At 44.4% G+C, this 14,503-nt stretch carries 16 protein-coding genes; 12 read left to right on the forward strand and 4 right to left on the reverse strand.

All coding sequences use genetic code 11. The annotated features are described in order from the left end of the window. The first annotated feature begins 232 nt into the window (after nucleotides 1-232). The 3 genes from A9E74_RS03575 to A9E74_RS03585 are packed head-to-tail and all read left to right on the forward strand — an operon-like array spanning nucleotide 233 to nucleotide 3,511. Nucleotides 233-526 (forward strand): OadG family protein, encoded by a 294-nt coding sequence (locus A9E74_RS03575; protein WP_069295277.1) that lies wholly within the window; start codon nucleotides 233-235, stop codon nucleotides 524-526. Nucleotides 527-569: 43 nt separating this feature from the next. After that, the gene (oadA, locus tag A9E74_RS03580; protein ID WP_069295278.1) at nucleotides 570-2,366 is read left to right on the forward strand and encodes a sodium-extruding oxaloacetate decarboxylase subunit alpha; all 1,797 of its coding nucleotides are present in this window, start codon (nucleotides 570-572) and stop codon (nucleotides 2,364-2,366) included. A gap of 11 nt (nucleotides 2,367-2,377) precedes the next feature. Further along, complete coding sequence (locus A9E74_RS03585) at nucleotides 2,378-3,511, forward strand: sodium ion-translocating decarboxylase subunit beta (protein WP_069295279.1); 1,134 nt, start codon at nucleotides 2,378-2,380, stop codon at nucleotides 3,509-3,511. 27 nt (nucleotides 3,512-3,538) lie between these two features. On the opposite strand, the gene A9E74_RS03590 is transcribed toward A9E74_RS03585, so the two are convergent. Further along, nucleotides 3,539-3,868 carry a hypothetical protein gene (locus tag A9E74_RS03590; protein ID WP_069295280.1) on the reverse strand — a complete coding sequence of 110 codons (330 nt, stop codon included), beginning with the start codon at nucleotides 3,866-3,868 and terminating at the stop codon, nucleotides 3,539-3,541. A gap of 109 nt (nucleotides 3,869-3,977) precedes the next feature. On the opposite strand from A9E74_RS03590, the gene A9E74_RS03595 reads away from it, so the two are divergent. The 5 genes from A9E74_RS03595 to A9E74_RS03615 are packed head-to-tail and all read left to right on the forward strand — an operon-like array spanning nucleotide 3,978 to nucleotide 7,137. Continuing rightward, nucleotides 3,978-4,199 carry an RNA-binding S4 domain-containing protein gene (locus A9E74_RS03595; protein WP_069295281.1) on the forward strand — a complete coding sequence of 74 codons (222 nt, stop codon included), beginning with the start codon at nucleotides 3,978-3,980 and terminating at the stop codon, nucleotides 4,197-4,199. Nucleotides 4,200-4,259: 60 nt separating this feature from the next. Then, nucleotides 4,260-4,583, forward strand: a complete 324-nt coding sequence (locus A9E74_RS03600) for a metalloregulator ArsR/SmtB family transcription factor (RefSeq protein WP_069295282.1) — start codon at nucleotides 4,260-4,262, stop codon at nucleotides 4,581-4,583. 36 nt (nucleotides 4,584-4,619) lie between these two features. After that, entirely contained in the window at nucleotides 4,620-5,105 is a 486-nt protein-coding gene (locus A9E74_RS03605) for an arsenate reductase ArsC (protein ID WP_069295283.1), read from the forward strand. Further along, nucleotides 5,105-6,139 carry an ACR3 family arsenite efflux transporter gene (gene arsB, locus A9E74_RS03610; protein WP_069295284.1) on the forward strand — a complete coding sequence of 345 codons (1,035 nt, stop codon included), beginning with the start codon at nucleotides 5,105-5,107 and terminating at the stop codon, nucleotides 6,137-6,139. Before A9E74_RS03605 ends, arsB begins: the two co-directional genes overlap by 1 nt. Continuing rightward, nucleotides 6,136-7,137 (forward strand): ArsJ-associated glyceraldehyde-3-phosphate dehydrogenase, encoded by a 1,002-nt coding sequence (locus A9E74_RS03615; protein ID WP_069295285.1) that lies wholly within the window; start codon nucleotides 6,136-6,138, stop codon nucleotides 7,135-7,137. Before arsB ends, A9E74_RS03615 begins: the two co-directional genes overlap by 4 nt. A gap of 1 nt (nucleotide 7,138) precedes the next feature. Here A9E74_RS03615 and alkB read toward each other — a convergent pair whose 3' ends face one another. Further along, a complete protein-coding gene (gene alkB, locus A9E74_RS03620) occupies nucleotides 7,139-7,789 on the reverse strand; it encodes a DNA oxidative demethylase AlkB (RefSeq protein WP_069295286.1) in 651 nt (216 codons plus the stop codon). After that, on the reverse strand, nucleotides 7,786-8,349 hold the full coding sequence (locus A9E74_RS03625; protein WP_245652032.1) for a methylated-DNA--[protein]-cysteine S-methyltransferase: 564 nt from the start codon (nucleotides 8,347-8,349) through the stop codon (nucleotides 7,786-7,788). Before A9E74_RS03625 ends, alkB begins: the two co-directional genes overlap by 4 nt. Before the next feature lie 140 nt (nucleotides 8,350-8,489). Here A9E74_RS03625 and A9E74_RS03630 point away from each other — a divergent pair, with 140 nt between their 5' ends. The 3 genes from A9E74_RS03630 to A9E74_RS03640 all read left to right on the forward strand — a co-directional run bounded on the left by A9E74_RS03630 (nucleotide 8,490) and on the right by A9E74_RS03640 (nucleotide 12,036). Next, nucleotides 8,490-8,900, forward strand: a complete 411-nt coding sequence (locus tag A9E74_RS03630) for a hypothetical protein (protein WP_069295287.1) — start codon at nucleotides 8,490-8,492, stop codon at nucleotides 8,898-8,900. A 185-nt stretch (nucleotides 8,901-9,085) separates the two neighbouring features. Further along, on the forward strand, nucleotides 9,086-10,183 hold the full coding sequence (locus A9E74_RS03635) for an alkene reductase (RefSeq protein ID WP_069295288.1): 1,098 nt from the start codon (nucleotides 9,086-9,088) through the stop codon (nucleotides 10,181-10,183). A 146-nt stretch (nucleotides 10,184-10,329) separates the two neighbouring features. Next, nucleotides 10,330-12,036: a potassium/proton antiporter gene (locus tag A9E74_RS03640; protein ID WP_069295289.1), complete on the forward strand. Its 1,707-nt coding sequence runs from the start codon at nucleotides 10,330-10,332 to the stop codon at nucleotides 12,034-12,036. On the opposite strand, the gene A9E74_RS03645 is transcribed toward A9E74_RS03640, so the two are convergent. Further along, a complete protein-coding gene (locus A9E74_RS03645) occupies nucleotides 12,037-12,681 on the reverse strand; it encodes a MarC family protein (protein WP_069295290.1) in 645 nt (214 codons plus the stop codon). It abuts the gene before it with no gap. A gap of 237 nt (nucleotides 12,682-12,918) precedes the next feature. Here A9E74_RS03645 and A9E74_RS03650 point away from each other — a divergent pair, with 237 nt between their 5' ends. Next, the gene (locus tag A9E74_RS03650) at nucleotides 12,919-14,499 is read left to right on the forward strand and encodes a sensor histidine kinase (protein WP_069295291.1); all 1,581 of its coding nucleotides are present in this window, start codon (nucleotides 12,919-12,921) and stop codon (nucleotides 14,497-14,499) included. Nucleotides 14,500-14,503 lie beyond the last annotated feature (4 nt).

Genomic DNA, 14,503 nt, shown 5'->3' on the forward strand with positions numbered 1-14,503 from the left:
CTCTGTACACCCACAGCGGTTTACAGGCCATCCTTATTACAGTGTTTTACCGCTCAAATTCTTAAAACACAAGCTGTTTTCAATATGGCTTTTGCCCTGTTAATCTAGGTCAAATAAGGTCTTATGCGTAAAGGAAATATGTGAGTTAAATCAACAATGCTATACTACGCGGCTGTTTACAGTTGAATACGCTCCAAGCTTTTAACGACCTAAATCAATTAGAGGCAAACTGATGGAAGACACCACCCTTATGTCAGAAGGATTCACGCTCATGCTGACCGGCATGGGTTTTGTATTTGTATTTCTGACCGTATTAGTGCTTGTGACCACACTGATGTCGTGGATAATTACCCGCTATGAGAAGAGTGTCGGCGCCCTTCCCGCTGATGGCATACCTGCTCCAACAGCGGTTCTCGGACAACCAGCATCAAACACCAAAAATTCATCTCAGCCCTCCCAAGATCACGCACTCCTTACGGTTTTATCAAGCGCCGTACATAAATACCGAAATAAAAAAAACAAGTGACGCCAAGTCACCATACAACTAAGTTTAATCACAAGGCCAGAATATGACCGAAGCAAAAAAAACTCTTGGCATCACCGATGTTGTTCTCCGTGATGCTCATCAATCATTATTTGCGACACGACTGCGTTTAGATGACATGCTGCCGATTGCCGACAAACTAGATCAAGTCGGCTTCTGGTCAGTGGAAAGCTGGGGCGGCGCAACGTTTGACGCCTGTATCCGTTATCTTGGTGAAGATCCCTGGCACCGTATTCGCAGCTTGAAAGCGGCTATGCCGAATACACCGCAACAAATGCTGCTGCGTGGCCAGAATTTGCTCGGTTATCGTCATTATGCTGATGATGTTGTACGTAAGTTTGTGGAAAGAGCCTGTATTAATGGCGTCGATGTTTTCCGCGTCTTTGATGCGATGAATGATCCTCGCAACCTTGAAGTGGCTATTAAAGCCGTTCTGGAAAATGATAAACATGCTCAGGGCACCATGGCCTATACCATCAGCCCAGTACATGATTTACAGATGTGGCTAGACATGGCAAAACGCATCGAAGATATGGGCGCACATTCTTTATGTATTAAAGATATGGCTGGTTTGCTTAAGCCTTACAAAGCTTATGAACTTGTTAAAAGTCTTAAGCAAACCATTGATATCCCAATACATATGCAATCTCATGCTACGACTGGCTTGTCGACAGCAACCATTATGAAATGCGTTGAAGCCGGTATAGATAATGTAGATACCGCAATCTCTTCCATGTCGATGACCTATGGCCATTCTGCGACTGAATCGGTGGTTTCCATCTTTGAAGATACTGATCGCGACACCGGTTTAAATATCGAATTACTCGAAGAAATTGCCGCTTATTTTCGCGAAATTCGGAAAAAATATGCCAAGTTTGAGGGCAGCTTACGTGGAGTTGATTCACGAATCCTAGTGGCACAGGTTCCAGGCGGTATGCTGACCAATATGGAAAGCCAGTTGCGTGAACAAAATGCACTGGATCGTATGGATGAAGTTTTACATGAGATTCCGCGAGTGCGCGAAGATCTCGGCTTTATCCCATTGGTTACCCCTACTTCGCAAATTGTCGGCACCCAAGCGGTTATTAATGTTTTGACTGGCGAGCGCTATAAATCCATTACTGAAGAAACCCAAGGTATATTACGTGGAGAGTATGGTTCAGCGCCTGCTCCCTTCAATACTGAGCTGCAAAAACGCGTTTTGAATGGTGCTGAGGTGATTACTTGCCGACCAGCGGATCTGCTTGAAGATGAAATGGATAAACTTACCGCTGAGTTGGTTTCACTGGCAGACCAGGACAACTTCAAACTGGAAGAAGGTGAAAGACAGATTGATGATGTATTGACCTTTGCCTTGTTTAACCAGACAGCAATTAAATTCCTCAAAAATCGTGGCAATCCGGATGCTTTTGAGCCATTACCCACGGCTGAAGCAACTCATTCATCAACTGCTCCTGCTAAACAAGCTGGCGCACCAGAAACTTACACTATTACCGTCAATGGCCAGCAATATGTGGTTGAGGTCAATGAAGGCGGTGATATCAGTCAGATTGACAGTTCACAAGCACCTCAAGCAGTTCAAACGGTTCCCCAACAGCCAGTCAGCGAAGGTGCCGTCGTCAAGGCGCCATTATCCGGAAATATCTGGAAAATCATGGTAGCTCAAGGACAAGCCGTTAATGAAGGTGATGTGATACTCATCCTTGAAGCGATGAAAATGGAAACACAGATCGTGGCAGAACATGCCGGTACTGTGACTGCTATCAATGTAAAACCCGGTGATACCGTCAAAGTTGGCGACGCACTGGTTTCAATCGCTTAAGGGCTAGTCGAATGGATAAGTTATTACATCTATGGGAAGCCACTGGTTTCTATCAAATGCAGCTCGGTCAGGCTGTGATGATTCTGATCGGTATGTTGTTGTTATATCTGGCTATCAAGAAAAACTTTGAGCCATTATTGCTGGTACCCATTGGATTTGGTGGTGTATTGGCCAATATTCCAGGAGCAGGCTTAGCCGAAGCCGGTGGTATTTTGGATTTGTTTTATACCATCGGTATTGCGAGTGGGGCTTTCCCACTGATTATATTTATGGGTGTGGGTGCAATGACCGATTTCGGTCCTTTGTTAGCGAATCCCAAAACCTTATTTCTGGGCGCTGCAGCACAGTTCGGTATTTTTGCCACGCTGATGGGGGCAGTGTTACTTTCGACTTTCGGAATTTTCGATTTCACTCTGGCAGATGCCGCAGCCATCGGCATTATTGGTGGTGCTGATGGTCCGACGTCGATATATGTTGCCAGTAAACTGGCACCGGAGTTATTGGGTGCAATTGCGGTGGCATCGTATTCTTATATGGCCTTGGTTCCATTGATCCAACCCCCCATCATGCGTGCGCTGACTAACGAAAAAGAACGCAAGATTCGTATGCATCAGCAAAGGCATGTGTCACAACGTGAAAAAATTGTTTTCCCGTTGGTATTATTGATTCTGGTTGCCCTGTTCCTGCCGGATGCTGCTCCATTACTGGGTATGTTCTGTTTTGGTAACTTGATGAAAGAATGTGCGGTGGTGGATCGTCTAAGCAACACTACCCAAAACTCATTAATCAATACCGTGACCATCTTCCTGGGCTTGGCTGTCGGTTCACGCTTAAGTGCGGATAGCTTTTTGAATCATATGACTCTGGGTATTTTAGTGCTTGGTATGGTTGCGTTTTCTATCGGTACCGCATCCGGTGTCATCATGGCGAAGATTCTGAATAAAGTAACCAAAGAGCCTATTAATCCATTGATTGGTTCTGCAGGTGTATCAGCTGTGCCTATGGCGGCACGGGTTTCAAATAAACTGGGACTAGAAGCGGATAAACATAACTTCTTATTGATGCATGCCATGGGTCCGAATGTGGCCGGGGTTATCGGTTCAGCAGTGGCTGCGGGTATTTTGATCAATTACGTAGCAAGCTAATCTTTTTGCTCCCTGAAACAGCCAGTTTTAGGGAGCAATTTGTTTACCCTTCACTATTCTTACGCCCGCGATTTGATTACCAAAGCCTCTTATTTCACAGCCATAGCCGCTAAATGATGCTTGTGATTCAACCAGTGCCAACCATTTCTCACCCGGAGCTTGAGCACCACTCATTCTGCTAAAGGTAAGTCCTCTGCTCTGCAGTTCAATGACAATATCGTTATACGTCATTCCCGGTTTGATTTGCTGACAAGCAGTTTTAATCTTTTCGGTTTCCCACACGTAATAGAGCGGGTATAACATCACCAGCACAATTGAAAACTGTAGCAACTTTACTAAGATCAGCTGATATTTCATGGCTAAGTTTCCTTTCATCAAGCCATATTGAGTTTGCTGATTGTAGTGGGTATGACTTTACTAAAACGTGATGTACAGATTGTTTTCCCATAAATAACAGGATCATTAAATGACAAACGAAATCACCACCGTGCATATCACTAAAAGCCCGGTCGAACTGTTCAAAATTCTCAAATTTGAAGGCATCGCCGACAGCGGCGCTGAAGCGAAAAATATCATTGCTGAAGGCCATGTTAAGGTCAACGGTGTGGTGGAAACACGTAAACGTAAACAGATGGTAGCTGGCGATATTTTTCAGATCGGTGACGATAGCTGGCAATTAGTAGATTGACATTCAAATAAATTAATATATGATTTTTCATATATATGAATTTCCGAATATATCACCATTATGGATTTACTGAGTTTTCACAAATGTCTGGCCGACGAAACGCGTTTGCGTTTAGTCCTGCTAATAGTCGATCAAGACGAATTATGTGTCTGTGAATTGATTTCAGCCCTGCAAATCAGTCAGCCAAAAATATCACGTCACCTGGCGTTACTCAGACAAAGTGGTCTTTTGCTGGATCGACGCCAAGGTCAATGGGTGTATTACCGTCTAAACCCTGATCTGCCCGCTTGGGCGACACAATCCATTGATGCTGCTTATCAAAGCAAACCGAACTTTTTTAGAGATGATTTAGCGAAGTTACAGCGTCTGGGTAATTGCTGCTAAAAATTTTAGCCTGAAATATATGGATAAACATATGTTATGACAACCACTCCTCTCAAACTGTTATTCCTTTGCACCCATAATGCCTGTCGCAGCATCCTGGCTGAAGCCATTTGTCGACAGTTAGCTGGTGATAAATTTATCGTTGCCAGCGCGGGTAGTCAGCCAGCCGGAAAAGTGTTTCCCCAAACCTTAAACAAGCTAACTGAACACGGTTACAACATTGATGGATTGTCCAGTAAATCCTGGGAAGCTTTGAGTGACTATCATCCTGACATTGTGATCACCGTCTGCGATCAGGCCGCCGGTGAGAGCTGCCCTATCTGGTTCGGCAAAGCCGTCAAAGGCCATTGGGGATTGCCTGATGCTTCCAAAATCACTGATTCAAGCGAACGGGGTCAATGTTTTGATGGCTTAATCCGTCTACTTGAAACACGTTTAACTGCAGTATTGGAATTACCGTTGGCAGAGCTTTCTTTAACGGAAATCAGCACTGAATTAAAACGAATTGGAGCCACTAACTGATGGGTATTTTTGAACGTTATTTATCGGTATGGGTCGGGCTGAGCATTCTGGCAGGATTATTTTTAGGTAATCTGTTTCCGTCCATATTCGATCTAATCGCCAGCCTGGAATACGCTCATGTAAATCTGCTGATTGCGATATTTATCTGGTTGATGATTTATCCAATGATGGTACAGGTGGATTTCACCGCCATTAAAGATGTTGGCAAAAGGCCGCAGGGAATTTGGCTGACTTTGGTCATCAACTGGCTGATCAAACCTTTCACTATGGCTGCTTTAGGTTGGTTGTTTTTTAAAGTATTTTTCGCCGGTTGGGTCGATCCGCAATCAGCTGATGAATATATTGCCGGCATGATTTTACTGGGCGTTGCACCCTGTACGGCGATGGTATTTATCTGGAGCCAACTGGTTAAAGGCGATGCCAATTACACCCTGGTGCAAGTCTCACTCAACGATATCATCATGATTTTCGCCTTTGCGCCGATTGCCGCGTTTTTACTTGGCATCACTGATTTAACCGTGCCCTGGGAAACCTTGCTGATCTCAGTCGTGTTATATGTTTTATTACCGCTTGTTGCAGGCTTTTTTACCCGGCAACATATTATTAAAAGCAAAGGTTTACCGGCGCTCAACAGCTTTTTAAGCCATATCAAACCCTGGTCAATTATGGGCTTATTGGCCACAGTGGTTTTGCTGTTTGGTTTTCAGGCTGAAACCATTCTGCAACAACCTTTTATTATTGTGCTGATTGCTATTCCCCTGCTGATTCAAACTTACGGGATTTTTGCTCTGGGTTACTTTGCAGCCATCAAAATGCGTCTGCAACACGATGTCGCTGCTCCTGCCTGTTTAATTGGCACCTCAAACTTTTTCGAAATGGCCGTTGCTGTTGCCATTTCATTATTCGGTCTGCATTCAGGTGCTGCTCTGGCAACCGTGGTCGGTGTATTGGTTGAAGTGCCAGTCATGCTGACATTAGTCTATTTTGCCAATCGCACCCGACACTGGTTTCCTAAACAAGAGAATTTATCATGACAATCAAAGTAGGTATTAACGGTTTTGGTCGTATTGGACGCTTGTGTTTACGCGCTGCCTGGGAATGGCCAGACATTGAGTTTGTGCAACTGAATGATCCGGCAGGTGATGCTGAAACTCATGCTCATCTGTTAAATTTTGATTCGGTACATGGCCGTTGGGATCGTCACGCTGAAGCCAATGGCAGTAATATTAGCGTTGGTGATAAAACCCTTGCGGTAACCGCGAATAAAGCCATTGATGACACCGACTGGTCAGGCTGTGATGTGGTTATTGAAGCATCCGGCAAAATGCGTGATAGCACAATGTTGCAAGCGTATTTGGATCAAGGTGTAAAACGTGTGGTGGTGACAGCCCCGGTCAAACAGGCTGGTATATTAAATGTGGTAATGGGTGTGAACGATGATCTGTATGATGCGGATGCGCATAAAATTGTGACCGCCGCCTCCTGTACCACCAACTGTCTGGCACCCGTCGTTAAAGTTATTCATGAAAAGCTGGGCATCAAACATGGCATGATCACCACCATCCATGATTTAACCAATACTCAGTCAATTATGGATACGCCGCACAAAGATTTACGCCGGGCACGTATGTCCGGTATCAATTTGATTCCCACCACAACCGGCAGTGCTACCGCTATTACTGAAATTTTTCCTGAACTCAAAGGCCGCTTAAATGGCCACGCGGTACGTGTGCCATTAGCCAATGCGTCATTAACTGATTGTGTATTTGAAGTTGAACGGGCTACCTCAGTTGAGGAAGTCAACGCGTTATTAAAGACCGCTGCAGAAAATGAATTAAACGGAATCCTGGGCTATGAAGAAAAACCCTTGGTATCGAGTGATTATCGGGGCGATCCACGTTCAAGCATTATTGACGCCCTTTCTACTATGGTCACCAATCAGACACAGGTGAAAATCTACGCCTGGTATGACAATGAATGGGGCTACAGCATGCGTACGATGGAACTGGTACGTAAAGTAGGCTTAAGCTGATTTATCTGGCCTGACGAAAGGTCAGGTTATATCGATACGACCCGGTCAATGGATGCTGACCGGGCTTTAGCGTTAATACACCATGGTAATAACGTCTTGCCGCCCCACCCCAGACAATTACATCACCGTGCTGTAATGGAATTCGCTGTACAGGATCATTTCGCTTTGGCCCGCCGAACTGAAACACGATTGGCAACCCCAGTGAAACAGAAACTATCGGCTGAGAAAAATCCTTTTCATCCTTATCCTGATGCAGGCCCATTTTGGCACCGACTTCATAGCGGTTTATCAGACATACATCAGGTGAAAACCGGCTAAAACCGGATTGTCGTGCCGCTGTTTCAGCAAGTTCGCGAAAACATTCCGGCATAACTGGCCAAGCCTGTTCAGTCTGCGGGTCTATTTCACTGTAACGGTAACCCTGTCTGTCACTATGCCATCCCACATCACCACAATTTGTGATCGCGGCCGACATAAAGAAACCACCCGGTGTCTGCATCCTGCGAAAAGGTGATTGTGCTGCAATAAGATCAAGCTGATTGAGTATTTGAGGTGCCATTTGCAAAGCAAAGCTTCTTAACAAAAAAACTTCCGGCAGGATTTGCTCACATTGAAGCTGATTTGCCTCAGCAAATAAATCCGCTGTGATCATTTTGTCAGTGTCATGCGCTCACGACGCAACAAAGCCTGCTTAATCTCTACACCCCAGCGATAACCGGAAAGTGAACCATCCTTACGAATCACTCGATGGCATGGAACAATCACCGCAATATTATTCGCTCCACATGCACTGGCAATGGCTCTCACCGCGCCTGGATTCTGCAGTTTTTCAGCAATATCGCTATAGCTAACGGTTGAACCAGAGGGAATATCACACAAGGCTTGCCAGACTTGTTGCTGGAACAGCGTACCTCGTTGATCCAACCGGAAATCAAAACGCTTTTGCGGATTGTGGATCTGATCAATTACTTTTGAAAGAGTGCTTTTCACACCCTTGCCACCATCAATACAGATTGCATCAGAAAACTGGTGTTGCAGACTGGCCATCATCTGTTTGGGGGATTTCCCCAAATACACGGCACAAATTCCGCTAGAAGATTCTGCTGTCAGTACATGCCCTACATGGCTGATACCAATAGCAAAATGGATTTTTTCAGTTACTGGCGCAACGACTCTCAATTCACTGGCCATCATTGACTGTCCTCTGTTCACGTTGCGTTCACCTTACTGTTGTTAGTTTACATTCTAAATCGTATTCCCTGGTCAGTTTAACAGCAGGGAAATTGCCGATGCACACAGTTTAAAATTGGATTAAGCTGTGATTGATATGGGAATTATTCCTGGACACTACTATGAAATTGAAATTAATTTTACTGTTATTAGCTGCGCCACTGTTAGCAAATGCTGGTGCTGTTTCTCAACTCGGAACCGGCGATCCGCTAAAACTGGTTTATCAGGAAATGCTTTACCAATATCAGGTAGGTCTGGAATTGCATCAACAATACGACTTCAAGCAGCCGATTGATGTGATGCAGTGCAAAAATCAACATGGATATATTCAAACACGTGCACGATCCATGGTGGGTACTGCCAATCAAGTTGAAGAAGAAATCCGCAGTGAAGTAATTGATGCGGCATGGTTCGCATTAAATTGTTCACGTTGCGGCAGTCCGGCCGATAGTTGCGACGCCGTGCCGGAAAAACTGCAGTTCATTAAATCGCAGCTCGAAGCAAAACAAAAAGCTAAATCTGAGCAGCAATAATTTCACGCCCATCCAGACGTTTACATTTTTGAGATGTCAGATATTTACTCTCGTTAATTTTTACTTTTAAAACAGTGATTAATGATTATCAACGATGTTGCTTAGTTAAGCTTTAAGCATAGTGATAAGTACTTTTTCCAACGTTTTAATGTTTCTTCTTTTTTCTTTCATCCCAGAGGTCTTTGATGAACCAATCGCAAGATATTACTCTGTTATCACCTATCAAAATTGGTGACCAGACATTTAGAAATCGAATGGTCATGGCACCATTAACGCGGAACAGAGCGGGTGAAGGCTTAGTGCCCACTGACATGAATGTGATCTATTATCAACAGCGGGCATCTGCTGGCCTGATTATCAGCGAAGGTACACAAATAGCGGATGATGCCTTAGGTTACCCATTGACGCCCGGCATTCACACAGAAGAACAGATAATCGGATGGCGGAAAGTAACTGATGCCGTGCATAAAGAAGATGGTCTGATTTTTGTCCAGTTGTGGCATTGCGGCCGGGTTTCACATAGCTCTATGCTACCAAATGGCATGAAACCGCTTGCCCCCTCAGCCATTAAACCTGCAGGAGAAGTTTATACCTACCAAGGTATGCAACCCTATGAAACACCCCAAGCCATAGAAACCGCAGATATTCCACGAATTGTTGAACAATACCGTCACGCCGCCTGTTGTGCAGTTGAAGCAGGTTTTGATGGTGTCGAAATTCATGCGGCCAATGGCTATTTACTTGATCAATTTTTACGCGATGGTACCAACAAACGTGAAGATCAATATGGCGGCAGCCTGGAGAACCGCGCTCGCTTAATTATGGAAGTGACTGCTGCAGTCTGCGAAATTTGGGACCCGAAAAAAGTCGGCATTCGCTTGTCACCTTTACAACCTTTCAATGACTTGCATGATTCCAATCCCGAAGCCACTTTTAGCTATATAGTTAAAGCACTGAATAAATTCGGGCTGGGCTATTTGCATATCACCGAGATGGGCGCAGAGACTCCTGGAATAGCTGGCCCGGCATTTGATATCAGCGCATTACGTGAATTATGGGATGGTATCTATATGACCAACAGCAATTATGACTATGCATCAGGGAATAAAGCACTTAAAGAAGGCAAAGCCGACCTGATTTCGTTTGGAAAATTATTTATTGCCAATCCGGATCTACCTGAACGATTTGCCACTAATGCCATACTCAATGAAGCAGATTCCAACAGTTTTTATGGTGGTGATGAAAAAGGCTATATTGATTATCCATTTCTCAAACCTGCATAAATTTAAAATTCATTCGATAAAAAAACCGGCTTAGCCGGTTTTTTTATGTCTGAAGATTTTGTTACACGAAAGATTAAACGCCAATCAGCAGACAATGGGCTTATAGGGTGTGTAATAATCTTAATTGCTTTTGTTCAAGGTTTAATATGGATTTTATTAATACACTTTTTCTTCTCGGCGGCCTGCTTATCACGCTAAGCATTCTTGGTAGCCGACTCTCATCAAAATTTGGCCTTCCATTACTGATCATCTTCTTGGTGCTCGGCATGCTTGCCGGTGAAGAAGGTATTTTGGGCATCGAGTTTGATGATTACTCAATGGCATTTCTGATTGGTCATCTTGCCCTAGCCATGATTCTGCTGGATGGTGGACTGCGAACCAGGCTGAAAACCTTCAGGGCCGGCTTCAAACCCGCCCTCTCCCTCGCGACTTTAGGCGTTTTGCTCACCAGTGGCAGTGTCGGTTTGCTGGCTATGTGGGTATTCGATCTCAGTTTGTTTGAAGGCTTATTGATTGGTGCCATTATCGGGTCAACCGATGCAGCAGCCGTATTTTCTATGCTCAGCGGCCGCGGCATTAACCTCAATGAACGTGTTGGTGCTACGCTGGAAATTGAATCGGGCACCAACGATCCAATGGCGATTTTTCTCACCATTATGTTAGTTGAAGTGCTGGTTGGTGAAATTGGCGGACCATTAGATACTGTTTTATTTTTACTACAGCAATTTGGCTTTGGCTTGATTATCGGTATTGGCGGCGGCTGGTTAATTGCCCGATTACTCAGTTGGTTGGATTTAGCCCCCGGACTCTATGCCATGTTAGCCCTAGCGCTGGGTTTCAGTGTATTTGGCCTGACCGGCGCAGTTGGCGGCAGTGGCTTTTTGGCTATTTACCTTTGTGGCTTGATGATTGGCAATCGTCCAGGACGTCATTTGAACTTTATTCTACCGGTACACGATGGTCTGGCCTGGCTCAGTCAAATTGGCTTGTTTCTGATATTAGGATTATTAGTTAATCCAAGTGAATTAATCGAATATGCCCTGCCCGCTCTGGTTATTGCATTAGCCTTAATTTTTGTTGCCAGACCAATAGCGGTAATTCTCTCGGTCAAACCCTTTTTTCGCTTCCGCTGGCGCGAAATCGGTTTTATATCCTGGGTTGGACTGCGTGGCGCCGTCCCTATTGTGTTGGCCATTTTCCCGGTGATTGGCGGCGTTGAAAATGCATCGTTGTATTTCAATGTCGCCTTTGTAGTGGTACTGCTTTCATTGTTGATTCAGGGCAGCACACTGTCGTTGATGGCGCGTTGGATGCGAGTTGAAATTCCTGTTGGAATTACACCAAACCATCGCGGCGCATTAGGAATATTGCCGGAAAATGATTATGAGTTATTTGTTTATCGTATTGAAAACGAACAATTAGATGGTCAGCCGATTCGATTGATACGTTTTCCATCAGGTACGTTGATTTCAGCGTTATTTCGTAATCATGTGATGTTGCATCCCAAAGGCAGTACCGAACTCAAACTTAACGACACTATTTGTGTGATTAGCCGAAATGAAGATTTGGATGCGTTAAATCAAATCTTTAGCGGTCATTCCAAGCTTAAGCAAAAAGAGGCCTTTTTCGGCTCATTCAACATTCGCGGTGATGCATTACTAGAGGATGTCGCTAAAGCCTATGGTCTGGTTATCAGCTCTGCCCAATCTGGCATGACTGTAAGTGATTTTATTTCTCGCCGAGTTGGTGGACACCCGGTGGTAGGTGATGATGTAGATTGGCATGGCATTCATTGGGTAGTGAACGAAGTTGATGGCGATAAGATCATCAAAGTCGGACTCAGATTGTATTAATTACAATGCGGTGTAGATATCCAACACACCGTTAATGACAAACTGCACGGCTATTACTGACAGAATGATGCCAAAAATACGGGTGATAATCTCCTTACCGGTTTCGCCAAGGTAACGCACCAGAAAATGTGAATAAACCATCGCCAGATAACACGATCCGGTAGTTAGAATGATGGCTAGAAACACTAATATCAAATGTCCTGTTGTTGGTGCCTCACTGGTCAAAATCATCACTGTGGCAATCGCACCGGGGCCACTCATAAAGGGAATGGCCAGCGGAATCACCGAAATATCTCTGGCAATCTTGCCATCGTTTCCGGGTTCAGAGGCATTGCTGGTTTCACCTTCATCCAGTCCTTTGTGAATCATGCTCATGGCAATACCAAATAAAATCAACCCGCCAGCAATGCGAAATGCCTCAATGGTAATGCCAAAGATTTTAAATATCAGACCGCCTAGTAAGGCAAACACAAAAAATACCGCTGTCGCAATCAAACTGGAACGTTTTGCAACAGCTTTACGAGTTGCTTCTGTGGTACGTGGAAGAAGTGACACAAACATAAATGCTGTGGTCAGTGGATTGACGATGACAAACAATGCCGCAATGGTGATGACCCAATAATCAAAAAGCACACTTACGTTCATTTCTCATCACCTGAAAACTTAAAAGCCCATATCCTCTCATAATTTTTGAGTCAAGTACGATAGATGGTGAATTTCAATCCTGTTGTAACATGGTCGCAAACCAACAATCTTCTGCCTTTACAGCTTAACCAATCCTCGTACTGATCGTGGAGTAATCATCTTAAATTGTGGTGTGCTATACCCAACGGGTAGACTAGAAAACAACCAATCACAATCACTTTATCAGGAGTGACCTTTTTGTTTCGCAATCGACTTTATCTGGCCTTTTTTCTTTTGCTGATTATTACCCTGTTACAGGCCAGTCTTGCTGTGTGGGTTTCGGGTGTGGCGAGTTACCATCTTGAACGTGGTCGTGTTGCCAATCAAATGCTCAATGAATTTATTGCTTTAGGCGCTGATAAACAGCGATTGAAAGTCTGGCTGGCTCAGGCGCTGCTAACCAAAGAGTCCCCCATTGATCAACGTGATAATTATTTACAGCAGATGTATGACCATCTGGCAAACATCAATACCTTGTTATTACAGGATCAGAAACTCGCGCAAACAGCTGATGATTTCGATGCGATTAGTCAGCAGATGAAAACACTATCGATTCTCGAAACCAATGTGCAAGCATTGCAGCGTAATCTGGAAGAGAAAGAAACCCAACCACTGGCCGAAGCCGAGTTATGGCGGTTGTTGATTGAAACCTTTGATAATCTTGAAGGATTGGACCTGAAACATGTGATTGCCAATGCCATCAATTTGCAACGTGAACGCTCCTCCACCGCTGAATATGCAGCCGCTGAAGCCTTAAAACATGTCAAGTTTCTGGTAGTAGTCATGTTGATTTTTGGCAGTATCACGGCCATCGTGTTGGCTTTAGTGTTATCACGATCGTTATACCAGCCCATTCAGCAATTATTAAATGGTACCTCGGCACTGGCGGAGGGAAATCTGCATTATAGGCTTCCTGAACAGGGACATTCTGAGTTCACCATGTTATCCCGAAGTTTTAATCAAATGGCGGCTGGGCTTGAACAAGCCATCCAAAAGGAAGAAAACCACTCCAAACTGGTTGAACAAGAAGTCGCTGAACGTACCAGACAGTTACAACATGCACTCGAACAACTTCAGCAAGCAGAACAGCAACAAAAACGTTTTCTGGCCGATGTCAGTCATGAATTGAGAACACCCGCCACGGCAATTCGGGGAGAAGCAGAGATATGCTTGCGCGGACAAGACAAAGAAGCCCAGATATACAAGGACAGCCTGGTGCGTATTGTCGACACTGGTAATGATTTATCCAATCGAATTGATGATTTGTTGATGCTGGTACGTGGTGAACAACAATTACAATTACGCTTAAAAACAGTGAGCATTAACGACTTTTGGTTAAAACTAAAAAATTCAGCTGATCCATTGCTTTCGGGGTATTCAAAAAAACTGCTGACACATTTCAACCCGGAAAATCTCAATGCCGATGCGAAACTGTATATCGATATCGACAAGATGCAACAAGCGGTGATGATTCTGTTAGATAACGCCATGAAATATTCCCCCGCTGGCTCAACGATTAAGTTGGAATTTATCCTGGATGAACAGCTGACCATCCATATTCACGATAGAGGCATCGGTATCGCTGAGACCGACCTTGAGTTTATTTTTGATCGTTATTTCCGTGCTGAAAACGCCAGGCAAATGCGACCTGACGGCCTGGGGATTGGTTTGAGTTTATGTCGTTTTATCGTCGAGGCGCATCATGGGTCTATTCATCTGGAAAGTGAACGAAATGTTGGCACATCGGCGACCATTGAATTACAGCTTATGGAAAGCTGATCCC

Origin of the sequence: Methylophaga muralis, from assembly GCF_001720165.1 — a bacterium.
In the GTDB taxonomy this organism is placed as follows: Bacteria; Pseudomonadota; Gammaproteobacteria; order Nitrosococcales; family Methylophagaceae; genus Methylophaga; species Methylophaga muralis.

Bases quoted from the DNA above. Each gene is read 5' to 3' on its own strand.
- A9E74_RS03595 (WP_069295281.1), top strand. From the start codon at position 3,978: ATGACAAACGAAATCACCACCGTGCATATCACTAAAAGCCCGGTCGAA.
- oadA (WP_069295278.1), top strand. From the start codon at position 570: ATGACCGAAGCAAAAAAAACTCTTGGCATCACCGATGTTGTTCTCCGT.
- A9E74_RS03600 (WP_069295282.1), top strand. From the start codon at position 4,260: ATGGATTTACTGAGTTTTCACAAATGTCTGGCCGACGAAACGCGTTTG.
- A9E74_RS03615 (WP_069295285.1), top strand. From the start codon at position 6,136: ATGACAATCAAAGTAGGTATTAACGGTTTTGGTCGTATTGGACGCTTG.
- A9E74_RS03590 (WP_069295280.1), bottom strand. From the start codon at position 3,868: ATGAAATATCAGCTGATCTTAGTAAAGTTGCTACAGTTTTCAATTGTG.
- A9E74_RS03585 (WP_069295279.1), top strand. From the start codon at position 2,378: ATGGATAAGTTATTACATCTATGGGAAGCCACTGGTTTCTATCAAATG.
- A9E74_RS03605 (WP_069295283.1), top strand. From the start codon at position 4,620: ATGACAACCACTCCTCTCAAACTGTTATTCCTTTGCACCCATAATGCC.
- arsB (WP_069295284.1), top strand. From the start codon at position 5,105: ATGGGTATTTTTGAACGTTATTTATCGGTATGGGTCGGGCTGAGCATT.
- A9E74_RS03640 (WP_069295289.1), top strand. From the start codon at position 10,330: ATGGATTTTATTAATACACTTTTTCTTCTCGGCGGCCTGCTTATCACG.
- A9E74_RS03635 (WP_069295288.1), top strand. From the start codon at position 9,086: ATGAACCAATCGCAAGATATTACTCTGTTATCACCTATCAAAATTGGT.
- A9E74_RS03575 (WP_069295277.1), top strand. From the start codon at position 233: ATGGAAGACACCACCCTTATGTCAGAAGGATTCACGCTCATGCTGACC.
- A9E74_RS03645 (WP_069295290.1), bottom strand. From the start codon at position 12,681: ATGAACGTAAGTGTGCTTTTTGATTATTGGGTCATCACCATTGCGGCA.
- alkB (WP_069295286.1), bottom strand. From the start codon at position 7,789: ATGATCACAGCGGATTTATTTGCTGAGGCAAATCAGCTTCAATGTGAG.
- A9E74_RS03630 (WP_069295287.1), top strand. From the start codon at position 8,490: ATGAAATTGAAATTAATTTTACTGTTATTAGCTGCGCCACTGTTAGCA.